Annotated in this window: 18 protein-coding genes, 1 tRNA gene and 1 riboswitch; of the genes, 12 read left to right on the top strand and 7 right to left on the bottom strand. The window is 64.6% G+C overall.

Translation table 11 applies throughout. The annotated features are described in order from the left end of the window. Positions 1-9 precede the first annotated feature (9 nt). Positions 10-84, top strand: a tRNA-Thr gene (locus DK926_RS03865). 94 nt (positions 85-178) lie between these two features. Here the strand turns inward: DK926_RS03865 and DK926_RS03860 are convergent. Beyond that, complete coding sequence (locus tag DK926_RS03860) at positions 179-1,237, bottom strand: alcohol dehydrogenase catalytic domain-containing protein (RefSeq protein WP_114328855.1); 1,059 nt, start codon at positions 1,235-1,237, stop codon at positions 179-181. Between the two features lie 27 nt (positions 1,238-1,264). Beyond that, positions 1,265-2,728 carry an MFS transporter gene (locus DK926_RS03855; RefSeq protein ID WP_114328854.1) on the bottom strand — a complete coding sequence of 488 codons (1,464 nt, stop codon included), beginning with the start codon at positions 2,726-2,728 and terminating at the stop codon, positions 1,265-1,267. A 281-nt stretch (positions 2,729-3,009) separates the two neighbouring features. Here DK926_RS03855 and DK926_RS27205 point away from each other — a divergent pair, with 281 nt between their 5' ends. Continuing rightward, a complete protein-coding gene (locus DK926_RS27205) occupies positions 3,010-3,144 on the top strand; it encodes a hypothetical protein (RefSeq protein WP_279387058.1) in 135 nt (44 codons plus the stop codon). After that, the gene (locus DK926_RS03850; protein WP_207890735.1) at positions 3,141-3,611 is read left to right on the top strand and encodes a hypothetical protein; all 471 of its coding nucleotides are present in this window, start codon (positions 3,141-3,143) and stop codon (positions 3,609-3,611) included. Before DK926_RS27205 ends, DK926_RS03850 begins: the two co-directional genes overlap by 4 nt. A 127-nt stretch (positions 3,612-3,738) precedes the next feature. On the opposite strand, the gene DK926_RS03845 is transcribed toward DK926_RS03850, so the two are convergent. Genes DK926_RS03845 through DK926_RS03830 form a run of 4 tightly spaced genes read right to left on the bottom strand, consistent with a single transcriptional unit; the run spans position 3,739 to position 7,278 of the window. Continuing rightward, entirely contained in the window at positions 3,739-4,434 is a 696-nt protein-coding gene (locus DK926_RS03845) for a (2Fe-2S)-binding protein (protein ID WP_114328853.1), read from the bottom strand. Next, positions 4,431-5,198 carry an ABC transporter ATP-binding protein gene (locus tag DK926_RS03840; RefSeq protein WP_114328852.1) on the bottom strand — a complete coding sequence of 256 codons (768 nt, stop codon included), beginning with the start codon at positions 5,196-5,198 and terminating at the stop codon, positions 4,431-4,433. Before DK926_RS03840 ends, DK926_RS03845 begins: the two co-directional genes overlap by 4 nt. Beyond that, positions 5,195-6,283, bottom strand: coding sequence for an iron ABC transporter permease (locus DK926_RS03835; RefSeq protein ID WP_114328850.1), 1,089 nt, complete (start codon positions 6,281-6,283; stop codon positions 5,195-5,197). The genes DK926_RS03840 and DK926_RS03835 overlap by 4 nt, the downstream gene beginning before the upstream one ends. Beyond that, positions 6,283-7,278, bottom strand: coding sequence for an ABC transporter substrate-binding protein (locus DK926_RS03830; protein WP_114328848.1), 996 nt, complete (start codon positions 7,276-7,278; stop codon positions 6,283-6,285). Before DK926_RS03830 ends, DK926_RS03835 begins: the two co-directional genes overlap by 1 nt. A gap of 118 nt (positions 7,279-7,396) precedes the next feature. After that, positions 7,397-7,474, bottom strand: a riboswitch (cobalamin riboswitch). Between the two features lie 222 nt (positions 7,475-7,696). On the opposite strand from DK926_RS03830, the gene DK926_RS03825 reads away from it, so the two are divergent. The 7 genes from DK926_RS03825 to DK926_RS03790 all read left to right on the top strand — a co-directional run bounded on the left by DK926_RS03825 (position 7,697) and on the right by DK926_RS03790 (position 14,319). Continuing rightward, complete coding sequence (locus DK926_RS03825; protein ID WP_068425295.1) at positions 7,697-7,894, top strand: hypothetical protein; 198 nt, start codon at positions 7,697-7,699, stop codon at positions 7,892-7,894. 589 nt (positions 7,895-8,483) lie between these two features. Beyond that, complete coding sequence (locus DK926_RS03815; protein ID WP_114328844.1) at positions 8,484-9,152, top strand: HAD-IA family hydrolase; 669 nt, start codon at positions 8,484-8,486, stop codon at positions 9,150-9,152. A 31-nt stretch (positions 9,153-9,183) separates the two neighbouring features. After that, positions 9,184-10,395 carry a sedoheptulose 7-phosphate cyclase gene (locus DK926_RS03810; protein WP_114328842.1) on the top strand — a complete coding sequence of 404 codons (1,212 nt, stop codon included), beginning with the start codon at positions 9,184-9,186 and terminating at the stop codon, positions 10,393-10,395. Then, complete coding sequence (locus DK926_RS03805) at positions 10,392-11,213, top strand: class I SAM-dependent methyltransferase (RefSeq protein ID WP_243636628.1); 822 nt, start codon at positions 10,392-10,394, stop codon at positions 11,211-11,213. Before DK926_RS03810 ends, DK926_RS03805 begins: the two co-directional genes overlap by 4 nt. Positions 11,214-11,219: 6 nt before the next feature. Further along, positions 11,220-12,512, top strand: a complete 1,293-nt coding sequence (locus DK926_RS03800; protein WP_114328840.1) for an ATP-grasp enzyme — start codon at positions 11,220-11,222, stop codon at positions 12,510-12,512. Continuing rightward, positions 12,512-13,537, top strand: coding sequence for a D-alanine--D-alanine ligase (locus DK926_RS03795; protein WP_114328838.1), 1,026 nt, complete (start codon positions 12,512-12,514; stop codon positions 13,535-13,537). Before DK926_RS03800 ends, DK926_RS03795 begins: the two co-directional genes overlap by 1 nt. Further along, positions 13,534-14,319 (top strand): TauD/TfdA family dioxygenase, encoded by a 786-nt coding sequence (locus DK926_RS03790; protein WP_114328836.1) that lies wholly within the window; start codon positions 13,534-13,536, stop codon positions 14,317-14,319. The genes DK926_RS03795 and DK926_RS03790 overlap by 4 nt, the downstream gene beginning before the upstream one ends. A gap of 9 nt (positions 14,320-14,328) precedes the next feature. Here DK926_RS03790 and DK926_RS03785 read toward each other — a convergent pair whose 3' ends face one another. Beyond that, on the bottom strand, positions 14,329-15,147 hold the full coding sequence (locus DK926_RS03785; protein ID WP_114328834.1) for a DNA-formamidopyrimidine glycosylase family protein: 819 nt from the start codon (positions 15,145-15,147) through the stop codon (positions 14,329-14,331). Positions 15,148-15,235: 88 nt separating this feature from the next. Here DK926_RS03785 and DK926_RS03780 point away from each other — a divergent pair, with 88 nt between their 5' ends. Both DK926_RS03780 and DK926_RS03775 read left to right on the top strand, forming a co-directional pair. Beyond that, a complete protein-coding gene (locus DK926_RS03780; RefSeq protein ID WP_114328832.1) occupies positions 15,236-15,427 on the top strand; it encodes a hypothetical protein in 192 nt (63 codons plus the stop codon). A gap of 195 nt (positions 15,428-15,622) precedes the next feature. Then, positions 15,623-16,714 (top strand): spore photoproduct lyase family protein, encoded by a 1,092-nt coding sequence (locus tag DK926_RS03775; protein ID WP_114328830.1) that lies wholly within the window; start codon positions 15,623-15,625, stop codon positions 16,712-16,714. The last annotated feature ends 26 nt before the right edge of the window (positions 16,715-16,740 follow it).

The raw sequence follows: 16,740 nt of genomic DNA, 5'->3' as shown, positions 1-16,740 counted from the left end.
ACGCACAACGCCTCCTTAGCTCAGCGGTAGAGCACTCGCCTTGTAAGCGAGCGGTCAACGGTTCAATCCCGTTAGGGGGCTCCACGAAAAGACCCCGACCAGGAAATCTGGTTGGGGTCTTCTCTTTTAGGCCTGTTCCGGACAACCGGGTGCGGGTGTGCCCCGCGCCGGCGTCGGGTCACGGGGTGACGAGCACCTTGATCTCGTCGTTCCGCTCGAATGCGAGCCGGTCGAATCCTGCTGTTACCACGTCACTCAACGGGATGGTCGATGTGATCAGCGACGACAGGTCCCCGACACGCTGGACGGCGTGTGCGATGGCGTCCTCGAAGTCGCCGCTGTCGTAGGCCAGGCTGCCGCGAATGCAGATTTCGCGGTACAGCAACATGGTCGGGTCGAACTCGATCGGCTTCTCCCAGGCGGCGATGTTGATCACGCATCCCCGTGTTCCCGTCACCGCGATCGCGGTGTGCAGGCTGTCGGGCGCTGCCGCCGCGTCGAAGCTGGCACCGACGCGACCGTCACCGACGGCCTCGGCGATGCGAGATACGACGTCTTCGGTGAGCGGGTCGATGACGGTCGAGGCACCGAGTCGGCGAGCCGCGGCTGCTCGTTCCGGATGTGGTTCCACCGCAACGATTCCCGCCGGACCGGAGCCGGCCAGGTAGCTGATCACCATAAGTCCCAGAGGTCCGGCCCCGAACACGACGGCGTGGTCTCCTTCGGACACGTCTGCGAGCTTGACGGCGTGTACGGCGGTCGCCAACGGTTCGAGCAGCGCCCCTACCGAGCTGGGAACGGCGTCGGGAACGACGTGCGCGTTGCGTTCGCTGATCACGTCGAAGGCCGCGAATGCGCCGCCGCCGCCGCTGACTCCGTGGAATCCGATGCTGTGACAGACGTTGGTGTGGCCGTCGACGCAGGCCGCGCATCGCCCACACCACAGCGCTGCGTTGGCAGCCACGCGCTGCCCGACGCGTATGCGGTCCACGCCGTCACCGACGGCGACGACCGTCCCGCAGAACTCGTGACCGAGGACGATGGGCGTCCTCTCCCCGGTGAGCGGGTGAGGCGCCTGCACCGGTGTCGAAATCGGTCCTCCGCGGTACTCGTGAATGTCCGATCCGCAGATGCCTGCGGCTTCCACGGCGACCTTCACCATGCCCGGCCCCGGTTCGGGCTCGTCGATGTCGTCCAACCGGATGTCGCGGGCACCGTAGTAGCGCAATGCTTTCATCGTCGTTCTCCTCGGATTGTGATGCAGTCAGCTGTCGTGGTGATCGATCGACGGGTCTCGTCGGATGAAGAAGCCGGTGATGCACGCCACGGCCATGCCGACTGCGTACAGCAAAAAGACTGTGGTGTAGCCGCTTTCGACGGAGTAGGACGTCCCCGGCACCACGTCGCGGGTGAGGAATACTGTTCCGATAGCCGCTGCGAAAGCTCCGTAGATCATCTGCATTATGAGCGCCATACCGGCGGTGATTCCGATGTCGTCGAACTTTGCCTGCAGGGCGAACACGGACCACCCCGCCGGGAGGAACAGCGCGACGCCGACGCCGAACATCGCTGCATACGCGTACATGTGCCAGAGCTCGGACTTGACGACGGCCATCAGGACGAATTGAGCGGTGAGAATGCCGGCTCCGGCAATCAGTACCCATTTGGGCCCGACGGCATGCAGGAGCCTGCCGACGAGCGGGCCGAGGACGGCAACGGTGATGCCGACCGGGACCAGAATCAATCCCGATTCGAACACGGACGCACCGAAGCCGTAGCCGGCCTCGGCAGGCGGGGTCTGCGCGAACGCCGAGGCGGTGAGGTAGTAACCGTAGGCGAGTAATCCGATGCATGCGGTTGCGTAGTACCCCACCAGCGCGTTGCCGCGGAGCATGCGTAGCGGGATCAGGGGATTGTCGGAGGACGACTCGTGACGGGCCCAGCCTGCGAAGCCGATGACGGCCACCACCAGAAGAACGAGTGACGACGGTGACGTCCATCCGTGTGAGTTGCCGAGGCTCAGGAAGAGGCAGATCGGCAGCACCCAACTACCGATGAGAACGGAGGACAGCAGCGGGATACGGACCGAGGCAAAACCGGCGGTGGTCGGGACGAGGAGAAGAAGCAGTACACATGCAGCGGCGAGCGTGGCAGTCACCCAGAAAACTGTGACCAGCTCGGCGCCGCGGTCGATCAAGATACCCGCGAGCAGGAACGACGGCACGACGCCGACTCCGAGGCCGAGAGTGACGATGCCCATTCCCATCTGCATCTGCTTCGGACTGCACAGTGACTTGAGAATGGCGACGCCGAGCGCCGCCGAGATGTTGATGCCGACGAGGGCGCGGCCGACCAGCATCAGCGCCGGCAGCTGCCACGCAATAGCCAATGCGCACAACGCATTTCCTATGAATACTGCGCTCGCGGCCAGTAGGTATACCTTCTTCGGCCCGATTCTGTCGGCAAGCCTGCACAGCGGACCGGTCAGTATCGCGCCCGCGACCAAGCCGGACAGAACGATCCACGTCGTGGTCGCCGCCGACACGTCGAGTGACGTCGACAGCAAGCCGAGAAGCGGGATGACCATCAGTTGCTGGATCTCGAACGATGCCGCCACGACGGCAAGGACGACGGCCGTGAGACGGAAGCGTCCCGACGTCAAGGACGGTGGCTCGGCCGCGGCGGGCAACGGCCTTCCCGTGGTGAGTTTCGTGTGACTTTCAAGCATGGGGGTCTCCGAACCGAGCTCTGAGCGACGAGGTAAGGGGTCCAAGCGGCGCACGGACCCGGCAAGGCGGCGGCGCGACTCTCGGGTCGGCCACTGTGAGGTAAATAACAGATGCCAAACGCTAGAGCCCGACTCTGGGCCGTAACAGTCCTCTTTGGAGGTCAGTTGCCGCGGGTGTCCGGCGGGGCGGCAGCGTCGTCCTCCTTCGAGGACTGTGACGCAGACGACATCGTTGTTACGTTTCCGAAAGATCTCGTTGCCGACCTAGTGGAGCGTGTCCTATGGCCGAGTTGCTCGTCGACAAAAACGATGGACCGGTTGTTCCAGTGGACGGCGGTGCCACATCGGTGACACTGGGGGCGTTCGCCAGCGACGTCGTCGATGCCGCCGGGCAGTTCACCGGGGCCCGGCGATGAGTGTTCCCGATGTGATGCCCGACAATCGCCTCGTCCACCTGACGGGGCCGGTACCGCGTGCAGTCATTCGCCTACGCGCCCGCGATCTCGGCGACGCGCAACGGCAATACGCCCGCGTGCGACGGGAACGCGAGGATTTGGGTGCGGGTCCATCCGAGGTCGCAGTCATCCTGGAGATCGACATTCATATCGCCGACGACGCACGCACCGCTCGCCGCGAACTGGCCGCGGCGGTCGCGTGCGACTCCACCACCGTGAGGTACGTCGGAACCGGGCCAGGCCTCGCCGGACTCATCACCGACATCGCCTCGGCGTCGGTGGCCGATGGGGTACTGCTGCGACCGGTGGTGGAGTCCGCAAGAGACGACGGCGGACGACGAGTCGTCCAAGATGTCCTTCCACTGCTACGCGCGATATCCGTGTTCGGCAGCAGAGACCTCGCGCAAGGCGCGGCCACAGGAGTGTGACCGCACGGTCATGCAGACCGGTGGTCGTCGGGCGAACTGCCGTCTCTGCAATCGACGAGGCCACCCGACCTTCGTTGCCACCCGCCGACGACCTGTCGCGCAGCCCTACGTGCCCGCCGACATCCCGTCACCGACTGGCCGCCGCGGCTTCCAGCCGCGCTCGGCGGTCCTCTCGTGTACGTCGTGGGCAGCTGCTGCATTTGTCGGCGTCGGAGGTTTCGTAGAGGAGACAGCAGGAGCAGCGACGGGTGAATCGGCGACCACCTACGTCGACGAATCTGGGTGCAGGCGGAGACGAGGGCATGCTGTCGATCATGGTCGCGGCGAATGTGCTGCCACGCGTCCGATCGCCCAGGGCGGCACCGACATCGAGTGCTCGGTTGGCGATGGAGTCGGTGGTGATCGCCCACAACGCACGCCTGCGCGCTCCCGACACGGTCGCGAGGACATCGATCACGGCGCCCATGGTCTTGTCGAGTGCCGCGGGCAGTTCCGGAAGGCCCACGACATCGTCGGTGTGCACCCCGCCGAGGTAGCCGTTCGGTCTCAGGAACGTTCGAGACGTGTGCAGGTCGGGGTTGGCTGCGCGGCCGGTCACCATCGCGGTGGCGATGGCGACGAATGCCAGGGTGGAGCTGGCCGAGTACCACCACAACGTTCCGTTCACACGGTCGTCTGCACAGTTCCACCGCCGCCCGGTGTCGTCGACACGTGCGCGGATCCATGTCGGGTCGAGCATGACCGTGGCGGGGAGGTCGAACGGACCGTCGAGGTAGTCCGCGAGCGCCGGTACCGTCGCGACGGTGGGCGCGTACACGGTCATGCCAGACCCTCGATATCGATGCGGGGCCGAGGGTCCGAGCACACGGTGGCCCGGATCCCGAACACCTCCGCCAACAATCGTTCACCGAGCACGTCGGCCGTCGGACCTGCCGCCACGACGGAGCCGCCGTCGAGAACGGCCAAGGACGTGCAGTATTCGACCGCAAGCCGTAGGTCGTGCACGGTCACCACGATCGCAAGACCTTCTGCTGCAAGCTGCCGCACCGCGTTCATGACGATGAGCTGATGACGGAGATCGAGATGGTTCGTCGGCTCGTCCAACAACAGAATTCGCGGTTGTTGCGCAAGCGCACGAGCGATGGCGACACGTTGACGTTCGCCACCGGACAAGGCCGCCACGTCTCGGTCGGCCAGGTCCGTCAGATCCACACGCGACAGACATGTCGAGACGATGGCGTCGTCCGACGTGGTCGGGCGGTCGAACCAGCCGCGGTGCGGTACCCGACCCAGCGCAACCGACTCTCGAACGGTAAGGCCCGCAGATGCTTCCGGCTCCTGAGTCCCGACGCCGACTGCGCGGGCGAGCTCGGACCGTTTCATCGTGTGGGCATCGACGGCGTCGACCAGCACGGTCCCGGCCGTCGGGGTCAACGCGCGGTAGCAGCATCGAAGGGCGGTCGTCTTGCCGGATCCGTTGGGTCCGACGAGACCCAGTATCCGGCCGGGCTGCACCTCGAAATCTATGCCGTGCAGCACTTCTCGATTGCCGAGACTGACGGCGACGTTGTGAACGGACAGAGTCACCGGACTACCTTTCCGTACTGGCGGTAGAGCATGAACACGAAGATCGGTGCTCCGACCAGTGCCGTGACGACACCGACCGGCACTTCGGTGCTGCGTGCGATCGAGCGGGCGAGGGTGTCGGCGCCGACCAGTGCGATCGCCCCGAGCAAGGCTGCGACCGTTAGCAGTCTGATCGCGCGGGTGCCGACGATGTAGCCGGCCAGATGCGGGACGAGCAACCCGACGAATCCGATTCCGCCACCGACCGATACGGCTGCGCCGGCCAGCATCGACACGGCGAGAAGCTGGATCACGCGGAAGCGTCGTACATTCAGACCGAGGGCGGCGGCCCCGTCGTCACCGGTCTTCAGCAGGTCCATGCGTGGCGCGCTGAGCAACAACAAGACGCCGATGACAAGCAGCGCGACGGCGGGGAAGGTGAGTGTCGCCCATCGCGCGTCACCGAATCCTCCTGCAAGCCAATGCAACACACCGCCCAGGGTGTGCTCGTCGGCGAAGACCAGCAGTGTGAACGTGATCAACGCCGAGAACACACTTCCCAGTGCGACGCCGACAAGAACGATCGCCGTCGACTGCGGGTACCGACCGCCGATCAGCAAGGCCAGGAAGAGCGGAATCATCGCCCCGATGAATGCGGCAGCAGGAATGGTGAACACGCCGAGCAGGCCTGCTCCGACGCCCATCGTCATCACCAGCACCACACCGAAACCCGCGCCCGAAGACACCCCGAGAAGATAGGGATCGGCCAGCGGGTTGCGCGTGACAGCCTGTGCGACACCGCCCGCCATCGCGAGCGCGGCTCCGACGACTGCGGCCGTCAACGATCGCGGCAGGCGGGACTCGACGACGATGACTTCCCTTGTCTCGCTCCACCAGGACTCGAACGCGCCGGGCATCGCACGATGCGCGACGATTGCCCAGACGTCGCCGATCGGAATACGCACCGACCCGAACGACACTGCTGCCGCGATCGCCAGCAACAGCGCCGCGATCAGGCCGAAAATCAAAGCTCCGAAGCCGAGCGTGGACCGCCGTGGTGATGCGGTTGTCCGTGCAGCAGTCGGCTTTTCGACAACGGCGGTCATCAGGAGGTGAACCTGTCCGGGTGCAGCGCTCGCGCGATGGTGTCGACGCTGGTGACGAGGCGAGGACTTTCGAAGAAATCGTCGAGTGGCACCACGATGAAGGTGTTCGACTGCACGGCAGGTGTGGTTGCCATGATCGGCTGGTTCTTCAAGTAGTCGATCTTGTCCTGTGCCGTGGTGTCGCCGTAGTCGAGAACGACGATTGCCTGCGGCGCGCGTTCGCCGATGAGCTCCCACGTGGTGTCCAGGTAGGGGCGCTCGCCCTCGGGAAAGATGTTGGCCGCGCCTGCATAGTCACCGATGAGTTGCCCGACGCCGACTCCACCGATCGTGGTGGGTGCGTCTTCGCCGGAGTCGTAGAAGAACGTCGGCGTCGGCGCCGCGCCTGCGAGCGTGTCGCCGATCTCGGTCAGCTGCGCGACGACACCGTCGGTGACCGTCCGAGCTGCGTCCTCGGCGTCGAGCATTTGCCCGAGTTGTGTGTAGTCCTGTTCGAGCATGCCGATGTCGGGAAAGCCGGATCCGCAGTACTCGGAGAACAGGAACGTAGGTATTCCGACGTCGGCGAACGACTCTCGGGATCGACCTTCCTTGTCGTTGAATGCGCTGCGCATGCCGCCGACGACCAAGTCCGGGTCGAGATCGAGAATCTGCTCCTTGGTCGGGTATTCGTCGGCAAGTCCCGGAATTCGGGAGAATGCCTCGGCAGTATCGGGGGTGGGTGCCGCGTTGCGGTAGCCCATGCCGACGATGCGGTCTGCGACGCCCATCTCGATGAGGACTTCGGTGACGTGGTCGTTCATGGAGACGATGCGCTGCGGCGGCGCGTCGAACTGCTGGGTGAGATCGCAGTTGGTGATCGAGACGGGCTCGTCGAACACCGGGGATTCGGACGCGGTGTCGACGGTGTCGCCGCGCGAACAACCGGCCAGAACGAGCGCAAACGATGCACAGAGGGCGGCCGTCTGGACGATGGTGGGGGTGGAACGTGACATGAGAACCTCGCTTGGAGCTCAGAGCCACGAAATGAGAGTCAGCGCGCAGCACGAATCGCCACGAGCTGGACTGCCGATTCGTAGACCACGACGAATAGGTTGTCGCACACCACTCATCGGGTAATCGGACTCGCCACCCCTGAAAGCTGGGCAGCCCACCGTTGCGGGTCAGCGCCGGATTTCGACCGGCTTCCCCCGATGACTGGCTTGCTTGTGCAGACCTGCAGTATGCATGAGCAATCCCATTCCGAACACCCGGGGCTGCACAGTCCGCCGTCCGAGGCCGATCCTTCCGATGGTCGGCGAGAGCAGCGACACCAGACACGGCGGACCTGGTCGGCAGAGGAGAAGACGTTTCGTCGCTGCTTAGTATGAGTCCTGATGCCGTCGGCAGCGTGCGGCCGGAACGGAGTGCGACATGGACGACGACTTCGTGCCAACACTGGCCCGTTGGGTCGACAGCGGCGGCACGTGGCGGTTCCTGTCGAACACCGGTGGTTCGGTGTCGATCGCGTTGTGCACATGCGACGGTGGCGAGGACATGCAGGTTCTGAGCAGTGACGACCCCGTGGACATTGCGTGGGTCACGGCCCACGGCGACGACAACCACGAGTGATGTGTCGGTTCGGGCCTGCCGACCTTGCACATCTCGCGGGAACATCGTTCCGGTCGGATGAGTGCCGTCGAGGATGTGATCGCGAATCACTCGATACGCGCGGTCGGACGCGCTGTCGGCCTCCTGGGAATTGACCGTCGTCGAATTCCCTGAACTCCTGACATGCACCGATCGTCGTGACCGACGCGGTCAGTCCAGAGGGTAGTGAACCCGGCAGCGCGCATCGAGCGCACGTCGCTGGTGCACGGCGTGCAGCGCGATCGGTGCTGCCGGCTGCTGATTGAACCGGCAGCACCTGGCCGCGAGCCGTTCCCGGGAACAGTCCGAGGTTGTACAAGCTGTGCCCGTGAACGGTCGATTCGAATCCTGGTCGCTCCGACGCACCGCGAGGGCCGTTATCTGGCCGTGACATTTCGTGATGCATCCGTGATGTCCGCAGGCGTGTTGCCGACACTCGCCGCCGACAGAGTGGGCTTGAAGCAGTTGGTCGGTGATCGACGAAAACGCGCATTGCCGGCGCTATCCGAACACGCCGTGACACGACGGTGACCAGAACGACCCGGTTCACAACTCCCTCGAGGACTCACACATGACTGCACTACTTTTCGGATCCATCAGTACGCTGGCCGACACGTCCGAACTCCAGCGGCGCGCGTTCAACGACGCGTTCGCCGAACACGGCCTGGACTGGAACTGGTCACGCGAGGAATACTCCGAGATGCTCACCAGCAACGGTGGCGCCGCACGTATCGCCGACTACGCGTCGTCTCGTGGCCAGGAAGTCGATTCTGCCGCAGTGCATTCGACCAAGTCCGAGCTCTTCCGCAAGCTGCTTGCCACGGAGGGCATCGAGCCGCGTCCGGGCGTGCTGGACACCGTCGCCGCTGCACGTGACCACGGTTTCAAGCTGGGACTGGTGACGACCACGTCGCCGGACAACGTATCCGCGTTGCTCGATTCGTTCGAAGAGCTCAGCGCGGCATCGTTCGACATCGTCGTCGACAAGACCACGGTGGCCGAGGTCAAGCCCGATCCGGATGCGTACCGGGTCGCCGTCGACGGGCTCGGCGAGAACGCAGCCGACTGCATCGCCATCGAGGACAACGTCGGTGGGGTCGAGTCGGCGTCGGCCGCGTCGATCCGGTGCGTTGCATTCCCGAACTCGAACACGGGCGGAGGGGACTTCTCGGCCGCGGTGGCCACCGTCGATCGTCTCGATCCTGAGCAGCTCGTTCGGTGGGCAGAAGGACGCGAGTGAGATCCGGTCGCGGACAAGAGAGGACTGTTTCATGAGCAACATGCAAGCCCAGGTCACGGCAACCGACCGCGCCTTCCACGTCGAAGGCTACGAGCGGATCGAATACGACCTGCTCTACGTCGACGGTGTCTTCGACGTCGCGAATCCCGAACTGGCGGACAGCTATCGGCAGTACGGACGATGCCTGATGGTCGTCGACGAGAGCGTGCACGCGTTGTACGGCGATCGTGCGCGCGCCTACTTCGACCACTACGAGATCGCACTGACCGTCGTACCGGTCACGATCGCCGAAACCGCGAAGTCTCTGGAGACGTTCGAGCGGATCGTCGGTGAATTCGACGCGTTCGGACTGGTCCGGACCGAGCCGGTGCTGGTGGTCGGCGGTGGACTGACCACCGACGTGGCCGGCTTCGCGTGCGCCAGCTACCGTCGAAACACGCCGTACATCCGTATCCCCACCACGTTGATCGGTCTGATCGACGCCAGCGTGTCCATCAAGGTCGCGGTCAACTACGGCAAGCACAAGAACCGACTCGGTGCGTATCACGCGTCGCAGAAGGTGCTGTTGGACTTCTCGTTTCTCGCCACGTTGCCCGAGGATCAGATTCGGAACGGCATGGCCGAGCTGATCAAGATCTCCGTCGTCGGCAACAGCGCGATCTTCGACATGCTGGATCAGCATGGCGCAGAACTGCTTTTTACGAAGTTCGGTCACTCGGGCGGCACCCCCGAGCTGCGTGCGGTCGCTGATCGCCTGACGTACCAGGCAATCGAGACGATGCTCGAGCTCGAAGCGCCCAACCTCCACGAGATCGAGCTCGACCGTGTCATCGCCTTCGGACACACGTGGAGTCCCACATTGGAACTCACGCCTCCTGCGCCGTTCTTCCACGGTCACGCGATCAACATCGACATGGCGTTGTCGACGACGGTCGCCGAGCAACGAGGTTTGATCTCGACGTCGGAGCGCGACCGCATTCTCGGAGTCATGAGCCGACTCGGCCTTGCCCTCGACAGCGATCACCTGACACCCGAGCTTCTCGCCGACGCCACCGCGTCGATACTCAGGACTCGCGACGGCATCCTGCGCGCCGCGGTTCCCGATCCCATCGGATCGTGCCGGTTCCTCAACGACCTGACGACGGAAGAGCTGTCCGACGCGCTTGCCCTGCACAAGAAGATCTGTCTCGAATTCGACCGTGGGGGAGCGGGAATCGACATGTTCACCGGTGCCCACACATGACCGACGGTGCCGTCCGCACCTCCCGCCCGGTGACGCCGACGACCATTCTCGGGAAAGAACTTCGCGAGCTCGTGGAGGCATTGGACGCCGGTGATGTCGGGGAGGAGTTCGCCCGCCGGCTGCGGCGTGCGCGCGACCTCGCCGACGGGCTCGACCCGTATCTCGACCGGCACACGACGCGCGAATCGTCCGCGTTGGCCGAGTTGTCCCGTCGCACACACGAGTTGGACTGGGACTCGCGGACCGTCGTGTCCGGTTCCGGTCCGCTCGAGCAGGAGATGCTGTCGGGCCACGTGGAAGGCCAGGCGTTAAAGTTCCTGGTGCACATGACCGGAGCTCGACGCGTCCTCGAGATCGGGATGTTCACCGGCTATTCGGCTCTGGCCATGGCCGAAGCTCTTCCCGACGGCGGCGAAGTGGTGGCGTGCGAGGTCGACCGATTCGTCGCGGACTTCGCCCGGGAGTGCTTCGTCGCATCACCGGCCGGTAGCCGTATCACGGTCGAAGTCGGCCCGGCCCTCGAGACGCTGCACCGGCTTTCCGGCCGGTTCGACCTCGTGTTCATCGACGCGGACAAGACGGGCTACCTCGACTACTACCAGCATCTGTTGGACAGCGATCTGCTGGCCCCGGGGGCCATCGTCGCGGTCGACAACACCCTGCTCCAGGGCACTCCGTACGCCGATTCGGCGTACCGAACCGCCAACGGTGATGCGGTAGAGGCGTTCAACACGTTCGTCACCGAGGACCCGCGCGTCGAGCAGGTTCTGCTTCCGTTACGAGACGGTGTGACCTTGATTCGGCGAGTGGAGGCGTAGCCGACCATGCAGTTCGCAGCGTTGGCTCGGACGGTCGGTGCGCTCGGCGCACTGGCCGTCACGATGCCCGTCGACCTGGCCGTCGTCGGCCTGTCACTTCTCGATCGACGACGGGTAGCCGCTCGCCCGTCGGGACGCACGGTGATGGTGAGCGGCGGGAAGATGACCAAGTCGTTGAGTCTGGCCCGCGCGTTCCACCGTGCGGGCCACCGTGTGGTTCTAGTCGAGTCGGCCAAATACCGGCTCACCGGCCACCGGTTCTCGCGTGCGGTGGACGCGTTCCACTGCATCCCCGATCCGACGGATCCCGGTTACGCCGGCGCGTTGCGTGACGTCGCGCTGCGCGAGGGCGTGGACGTGTTCGTGCCCGTCGCGAGCCCCGCCGCCAGCGTCCACGACGCCGACGCCAGACACGTGCTCGACGACGTGTGCGAGGTGGTTCACGGTGACTCCGAGATCGTCCGCATGCTCGACGACAAGTCGACGTTCTCGGAAACCGCTGCTGCCATGGGTCTTTCCGTACCGGACTGGCGACGCATCACGAGCCCGGAACAGATCGCGGAGTTCGATTTCCCACCGGGACGCGAGTACATTCTCAAACGCATTGCGTACAACCCCGTCGGCAGAATGGATCTCACGCGGTTGTCGGATCGAACTCCGGAGCGCAACCTCGAATTCGCCCGCAGCCTCGATATTTCCGAGGACGACCCGTGGATTCTGCAGGAGTTCGTCTCGGGTCAGGAGTACTGCACACACGGAACCGTGCGCGACGGGGCCCTGACGGTCTACGCATGTTGCGAATCGTCCGCGTTCCAGGTCAACTACGCGATGGTGGACAAGCCCGAGATCCGTTCTTGGGTCGAACGTTTCGTCGGCGAGCTCGGGGTGACCGGGCAGCTGTCGTTCGACTTCATCGAGAGCAGCGACGGCCGGGTGTACGCGATCGAGTGCAACCCGCGCACCCACTCCGCCATCACGATGTTCTACGACCACGACGAGTTGGCGAACGCATATCTCGCGAAGAACGACGAAGCGGTGGTGCCGACGCCGGAATCCAAACCGACGTACTGGATTTACCACGAAGTGTGGCGACTGCTGACTCAGCCGAACCGCTCGCACCGCTTGCGCATCATCCGAGAGGGAACGGACGCGATCTACGCGCGCTGGGACCCGCTGCCGTACTTCCTGGTGCACCACCTGCAGATTCCGACGCTACTGCTGAAGAATGCGCTGGCCGGCGGTAGCTGGTCTCGCATCGATTTCAACATCGGCAAACTCGTCGAACTCGGAGGGGACTGATGACGACGACCGTGCTCGCGCTGGTCGGCTCGGCCGTCGACCGGTTCCATGCCGATCTCTCGGCGGTGTACGCCACAGGGTTTCTGGGGGCCGTGTCCGACGACCCCGAGTATCGCGTCCACATCGCCGTCGTGACGCCCGGCGGACGGTGGCAGTTCGTCGACAGTCTCGATGCTGCCGTGGACGAGGGGGACCTGACCGTCGCGCAGGCCATCGAGCGGATCGCGTCGTTGCACATCGATGTCGTTGTGCCGCAGATGTTCTGCCTTCCGGGCATGACCACGTATCGATCGATGTTCGACCTGCTGTCGGTGCCGGTCCTCGGGAACCGCCCGGCTGTGATGGCCATGACCGCCGACAAGAACCTCGCGCGAGCCGTCGTGGCTGCGGCAGGAGTCTCGGTGCCGCAGGGTGAAGTCCTTCGTGCCCCCGGCGCGACGACGGTTCCGTTTCCGGTCGTCGTCAAGCCGGTGGATTCCGACAATTCCGTCGGCGTCGATGTCGTCGAGGATGATTCGAATCTCGATGCCGCGGTACGCGAGGCACTTCGGTATTCGGACGCGGCGTTGGTCGAAGCGTACGTACCGCTCGGGCGGGAAGTTCGCTGCGGGATCATCGAACGGGACGGAGAACTGGTGTGTCTGCCTCTCGAGGAGTATGCCGTCGACGACGCCAACCCGATTCGTAGTCGGACGGACAAACTGGACCGTTCCGGGGACGGCGACCTGTACCTCGTTGCGAAGAATTCGACCAAGGCGTGGATCGTCGACGCGGACGACCTGGTCACCGAAAGAGTATGGGCCGCAGCGCGAGCGGCGTACGGTGCGCTCGGATGCAGGCACTACGGTCTGTTCGATTTTCGTATCGACCCCGACGGCAATCCATGGTTCCTCGAGGCCGGACTGTATTGCTCGTACTCACCGGGAAGCGTGATCGCGGTGATGGCGTCGGCTGCCGACATTTCCGTCACCGAACTGTTCGCGCTCTCGCTGCGGGAACTGAAGAACGAAAGGCCAGGGCGATGAAACACGAAGCACTGCACCCCCTCGGAGTGCGCGTATCCGGCATCTCGGTGGGAGCGCTGAACCCGCGGGACGCCGACGAGCTACGCACACTGCTCGCCGAGCACGGCGTCGTGATTCTGCCCGACCAACACGTCGGAAACAACGAATTCCTCGCGTTCGTACAGTCTTTCGGTGATCTGCAATTCACCGACGGAGAAACGCCCGTCGACGGCTTTCCCGATTTGAACGTCGTCACGAACGTCGGCCGGAGCACACCGCCCAAGTCGACGTTTCACGTCGACACCACCTATGTTCCGGATCCGCCCGCGTACACGGCGCTCCGCGCGGTCGATGTGCCCGAGCAGGGTGGGCAGACCCTCTTCAGCAACCAGTACCGCGCCTACGACACTCTGTCGGCCGACGACAGGAGAATCGTCGACGGGGCGAGTGTCACCCATACCGTCACCGGTCTCGACGGGATCGAGGGTTCGGCCGATCACCCCTTGGCGCTCGAACATCCGGTGACCGGCCGAACCGCCCTGTATCTCACTGCGCCTGCGCGTTGCCGGGCCGTGTCTTCGATGACCGCGGAGCAGGCGTCGGAGTTCATCACTCGTCTCGTCGACCATTCCACTCGCGAGGACAACGTACTTCGGCATTCGTGGTCACCCCACGACGTCGTCATCTGGGACAACCGCTGCGTCATGCACAAAGCCGACCACAGCGGCGTCGTCGGTGACAGAACGATGCATCGCGGGATGAGCTCGGACCGTGCTTCGACGAGACCGAATCAGGCTCGGTAGCCCTGCCTTTCACGATTGTTCGTTCGAACACCACCAGGTGGTTCGCCCGCCCACGGTTCCGCGGGCCATCGGTGATCCGCAGCGAGGGCAGGTGGCGTCGGCCTTGCGGAACGGAATGATCTCGGCGGTATGGACGCCGCCCTTGCGGATCGCGGACCTGATGGCCCGCCGCAGCACCACTCGTAGCTCGTCGAGCTCGTCCGTCGTCAATGTCTTGGCTCGGCGAGACGGGGACAGAGCGCACTGCCAGAGAATGTCGTCGGCGAGCAGGTTGCCGATCCCGGCGATGACCGCCTGGTCGAGCAGTCGTGCCTTCACCGGTGCTGCGCTGGAGCCGATCCGCTCTCGGAAGTCGTCACGCGAGATCTCGGCGGCATCGGGTCCCAACGCATCGATGTCGGGTTCGAGCCGTACCCGGCCCAGTCGTCGCTTGTCGAACAGTCGGAGCTGACCACCGTCGTCGAACGTGATGGCGAACCGCGTCCACTCCGGCTTGTCGGTGTCACGCTCACCGACGTGCGGGTCGCCACCGCCGTATGTCGACGACTGCTCCCCGTCGGGCGCGGTCACGATGATGCGCCCGCCCATGCCGAGGTGGATTCCGAGGGTGGGCCCGGCCTCGCCGTCCGCTGTCTCGGTCTCGCACCACATCGCTTTACCGCGTCGACACGCCTCGGTGAGCATCCCGCCCTTCAGTGCTCGTTCGATGTCACCCGGATTGTGCGGCCGGCATTCGTAGGTATCCGTGTCGTCGATGTCGACGATGACCCTGCCCAGTGCCTTCTCGACGACCTGGCGGGCATTCTCTACTTCCGGAAGTTCGGGCACCGTAGCCAACTACCCCCTAGTTCGGCTCCCTACGCGTCGCACGGAAAAGCAGTGTGTTACTTCGTCCGAGTCGGGGTATGGATGCGGAATGGATACCGGCGACCGTTGTCACTTCACTGCGGGGGCGAACACTGTCGTGGTCACCGTGCGTGAAGTACGCGACGACGGTCTCGTCCTGGTTCAGAACGAGTCACACGGCACCGGGGCGTATCCGTTTCTCGTTCGAAGCGACATGCTCGTCCCTGAACTCGTGGACCCGGTGGACGCCGACGCGGTGTGATGGCTGCGGCGCACTTCACAGCTCATCGGCCTGTAGTGCGGAATGCCAACGCGACCGTTGCCGTTGAACAACTCGACGGTGCCCGATCCAATGCCCCGGGTACCACCCCAGAATTGCCGCCACGAGCGGCCGCTTGCCGAGAGGCGCACTGGCGGGCACCGTCCCTTAAGACTGCCGAGAGTGTTGAACGAGGCAATGACTCAGACACTGATTGTGCCCACCCGAATCTGGACTCCGAAGCACGTCCTGATCACCGCGGCCGCCGCAGATCTACCGCACACGGCGGAGATCGTTCGGCGTTGCGAGGCGGCAGGCGTCGCCGACATCGACTTCTTGGCCTCGAACCGGCTGACAGGCCTCCGCGGTGAGACCGAACGCGAGACGTATGCGCGCGCCAAATCGACACTCGCCGTCGTCGTAGCGCCTCCGAGCGCGCTGAAGCCGCAGCCGATTCCACCCAGCGCGGATTGGCGAATCGACCTCGCCAAAGGGTGCCCCGCGCACTGCCAGTACTGCTATCTGGCGGGGTCGTTGTCCGGCCCGCCCGTGACGCGGGTGTTCGCGAATCTCGACGACGTGTTGGCGCCCATCGCGACCCACGCCGGCCGCGGCACCATCACTTCCGGCACCACCGAGCGCGGACACGAGGGCACGACCTTCGAAATGTCCTGCTACACCGATCCACTGGGAATCGAGCACGTGACGGGCTCGCTCGCGGCCGCGATCTCCCGGGTCGGCGCGGGTGAGTTCGGCAACGACGTGTCCCTACGTTTCACGACCAAGTTCGACGACGTCGCCGAGCTGGTGACGCTCGACCACGGTGGCCGCACCAGAGTTCGGGTCTCGGTGAACGCCGCCGACATCGGCAACCGCTTCGAGGGCGGAACCGCGCGAATGCCCGCTCGGATCGAGGCTCTGCGCTCGCTGGCGCTCGCCGGTTACCGCGTCGGGCTGACGATCGCGCCCATCATGCCCGTACCGGAATGGCGTGAGCAGTACGGCCGCCTGCTGTCCGACGTCGCCGACGCACTCGCCGACGTACCGGACGTCGATCTGACGGTCGAGGCCATCACGCACCGCTTCACGCCGTCGAGCAAGGACGTTCTTCTCGGGTGGTACCCCGGCACGAAGCTCGAGATGGACGAGGACTCGCGGTCGGCGAAGCGGTCCAAGTTCGGAGGCGTCAAGTACGTTTACCCGCGGGAAATCATGAGCGAGATGCGGTCGTGGTTCTCGGGCGAGGTGGACCGCGTTCTGCCGGACGCTCGAATGCTGTACTGGACGTGAACGAACACGAGAGCACTACAGTGATC

The sequence above is a fragment of the Rhodococcus sp. Eu-32 genome, from assembly GCF_003336925.1.
GTDB lineage: Bacteria > Actinomycetota > Actinomycetes > Mycobacteriales > Mycobacteriaceae > Rhodococcoides > Rhodococcoides kyotonensis_B.
The sequence above is the reverse complement of the archived record's forward strand: the minus strand, read 5'-3'. Positions and strand labels throughout refer to the sequence as shown.

What these genes read in the sequence shown, in the direction of transcription:
- DK926_RS03860 (WP_114328855.1), bottom strand. Translation starts at nt 1,237, where the DNA reads ATGAAAGCATTGCGCTACTACGGTGCCCGCGACATCCGGTTGGACGAC.
- DK926_RS03855 (WP_114328854.1), bottom strand. Translation starts at nt 2,728, where the DNA reads ATGCTTGAAAGTCACACGAAACTCACCACGGGAAGGCCGTTGCCCGCC.
- DK926_RS27205 (WP_279387058.1), top strand. Translation starts at nt 3,010, where the DNA reads ATGGCCGAGTTGCTCGTCGACAAAAACGATGGACCGGTTGTTCCAGTG.
- DK926_RS03850 (WP_207890735.1), top strand. Translation starts at nt 3,141, where the DNA reads ATGAGTGTTCCCGATGTGATGCCCGACAATCGCCTCGTCCACCTGACG.
- DK926_RS03845 (WP_114328853.1), bottom strand. Translation starts at nt 4,434, where the DNA reads ATGACCGTGTACGCGCCCACCGTCGCGACGGTACCGGCGCTCGCGGAC.
- DK926_RS03835 (WP_114328850.1), bottom strand. Translation starts at nt 6,283, where the DNA reads ATGACCGCCGTTGTCGAAAAGCCGACTGCTGCACGGACAACCGCATCA.
- DK926_RS03830 (WP_114328848.1), bottom strand. Translation starts at nt 7,278, where the DNA reads ATGTCACGTTCCACCCCCACCATCGTCCAGACGGCCGCCCTCTGTGCA.
- DK926_RS03825 (WP_068425295.1), top strand. Translation starts at nt 7,697, where the DNA reads ATGGACGACGACTTCGTGCCAACACTGGCCCGTTGGGTCGACAGCGGC.
- DK926_RS03815 (WP_114328844.1), top strand. Translation starts at nt 8,484, where the DNA reads ATGACTGCACTACTTTTCGGATCCATCAGTACGCTGGCCGACACGTCC.
- DK926_RS03810 (WP_114328842.1), top strand. Translation starts at nt 9,184, where the DNA reads ATGAGCAACATGCAAGCCCAGGTCACGGCAACCGACCGCGCCTTCCAC.
- DK926_RS03805 (WP_243636628.1), top strand. Translation starts at nt 10,392, where the DNA reads ATGACCGACGGTGCCGTCCGCACCTCCCGCCCGGTGACGCCGACGACC.
- DK926_RS03800 (WP_114328840.1), top strand. Translation starts at nt 11,220, where the DNA reads ATGCAGTTCGCAGCGTTGGCTCGGACGGTCGGTGCGCTCGGCGCACTG.
- DK926_RS03795 (WP_114328838.1), top strand. Translation starts at nt 12,512, where the DNA reads ATGACGACGACCGTGCTCGCGCTGGTCGGCTCGGCCGTCGACCGGTTC.
- DK926_RS03790 (WP_114328836.1), top strand. Translation starts at nt 13,534, where the DNA reads ATGAAACACGAAGCACTGCACCCCCTCGGAGTGCGCGTATCCGGCATC.
- DK926_RS03780 (WP_114328832.1), top strand. Translation starts at nt 15,236, where the DNA reads ATGGATACCGGCGACCGTTGTCACTTCACTGCGGGGGCGAACACTGTC.
- DK926_RS03775 (WP_114328830.1), top strand. Translation starts at nt 15,623, where the DNA reads ATGACTCAGACACTGATTGTGCCCACCCGAATCTGGACTCCGAAGCAC.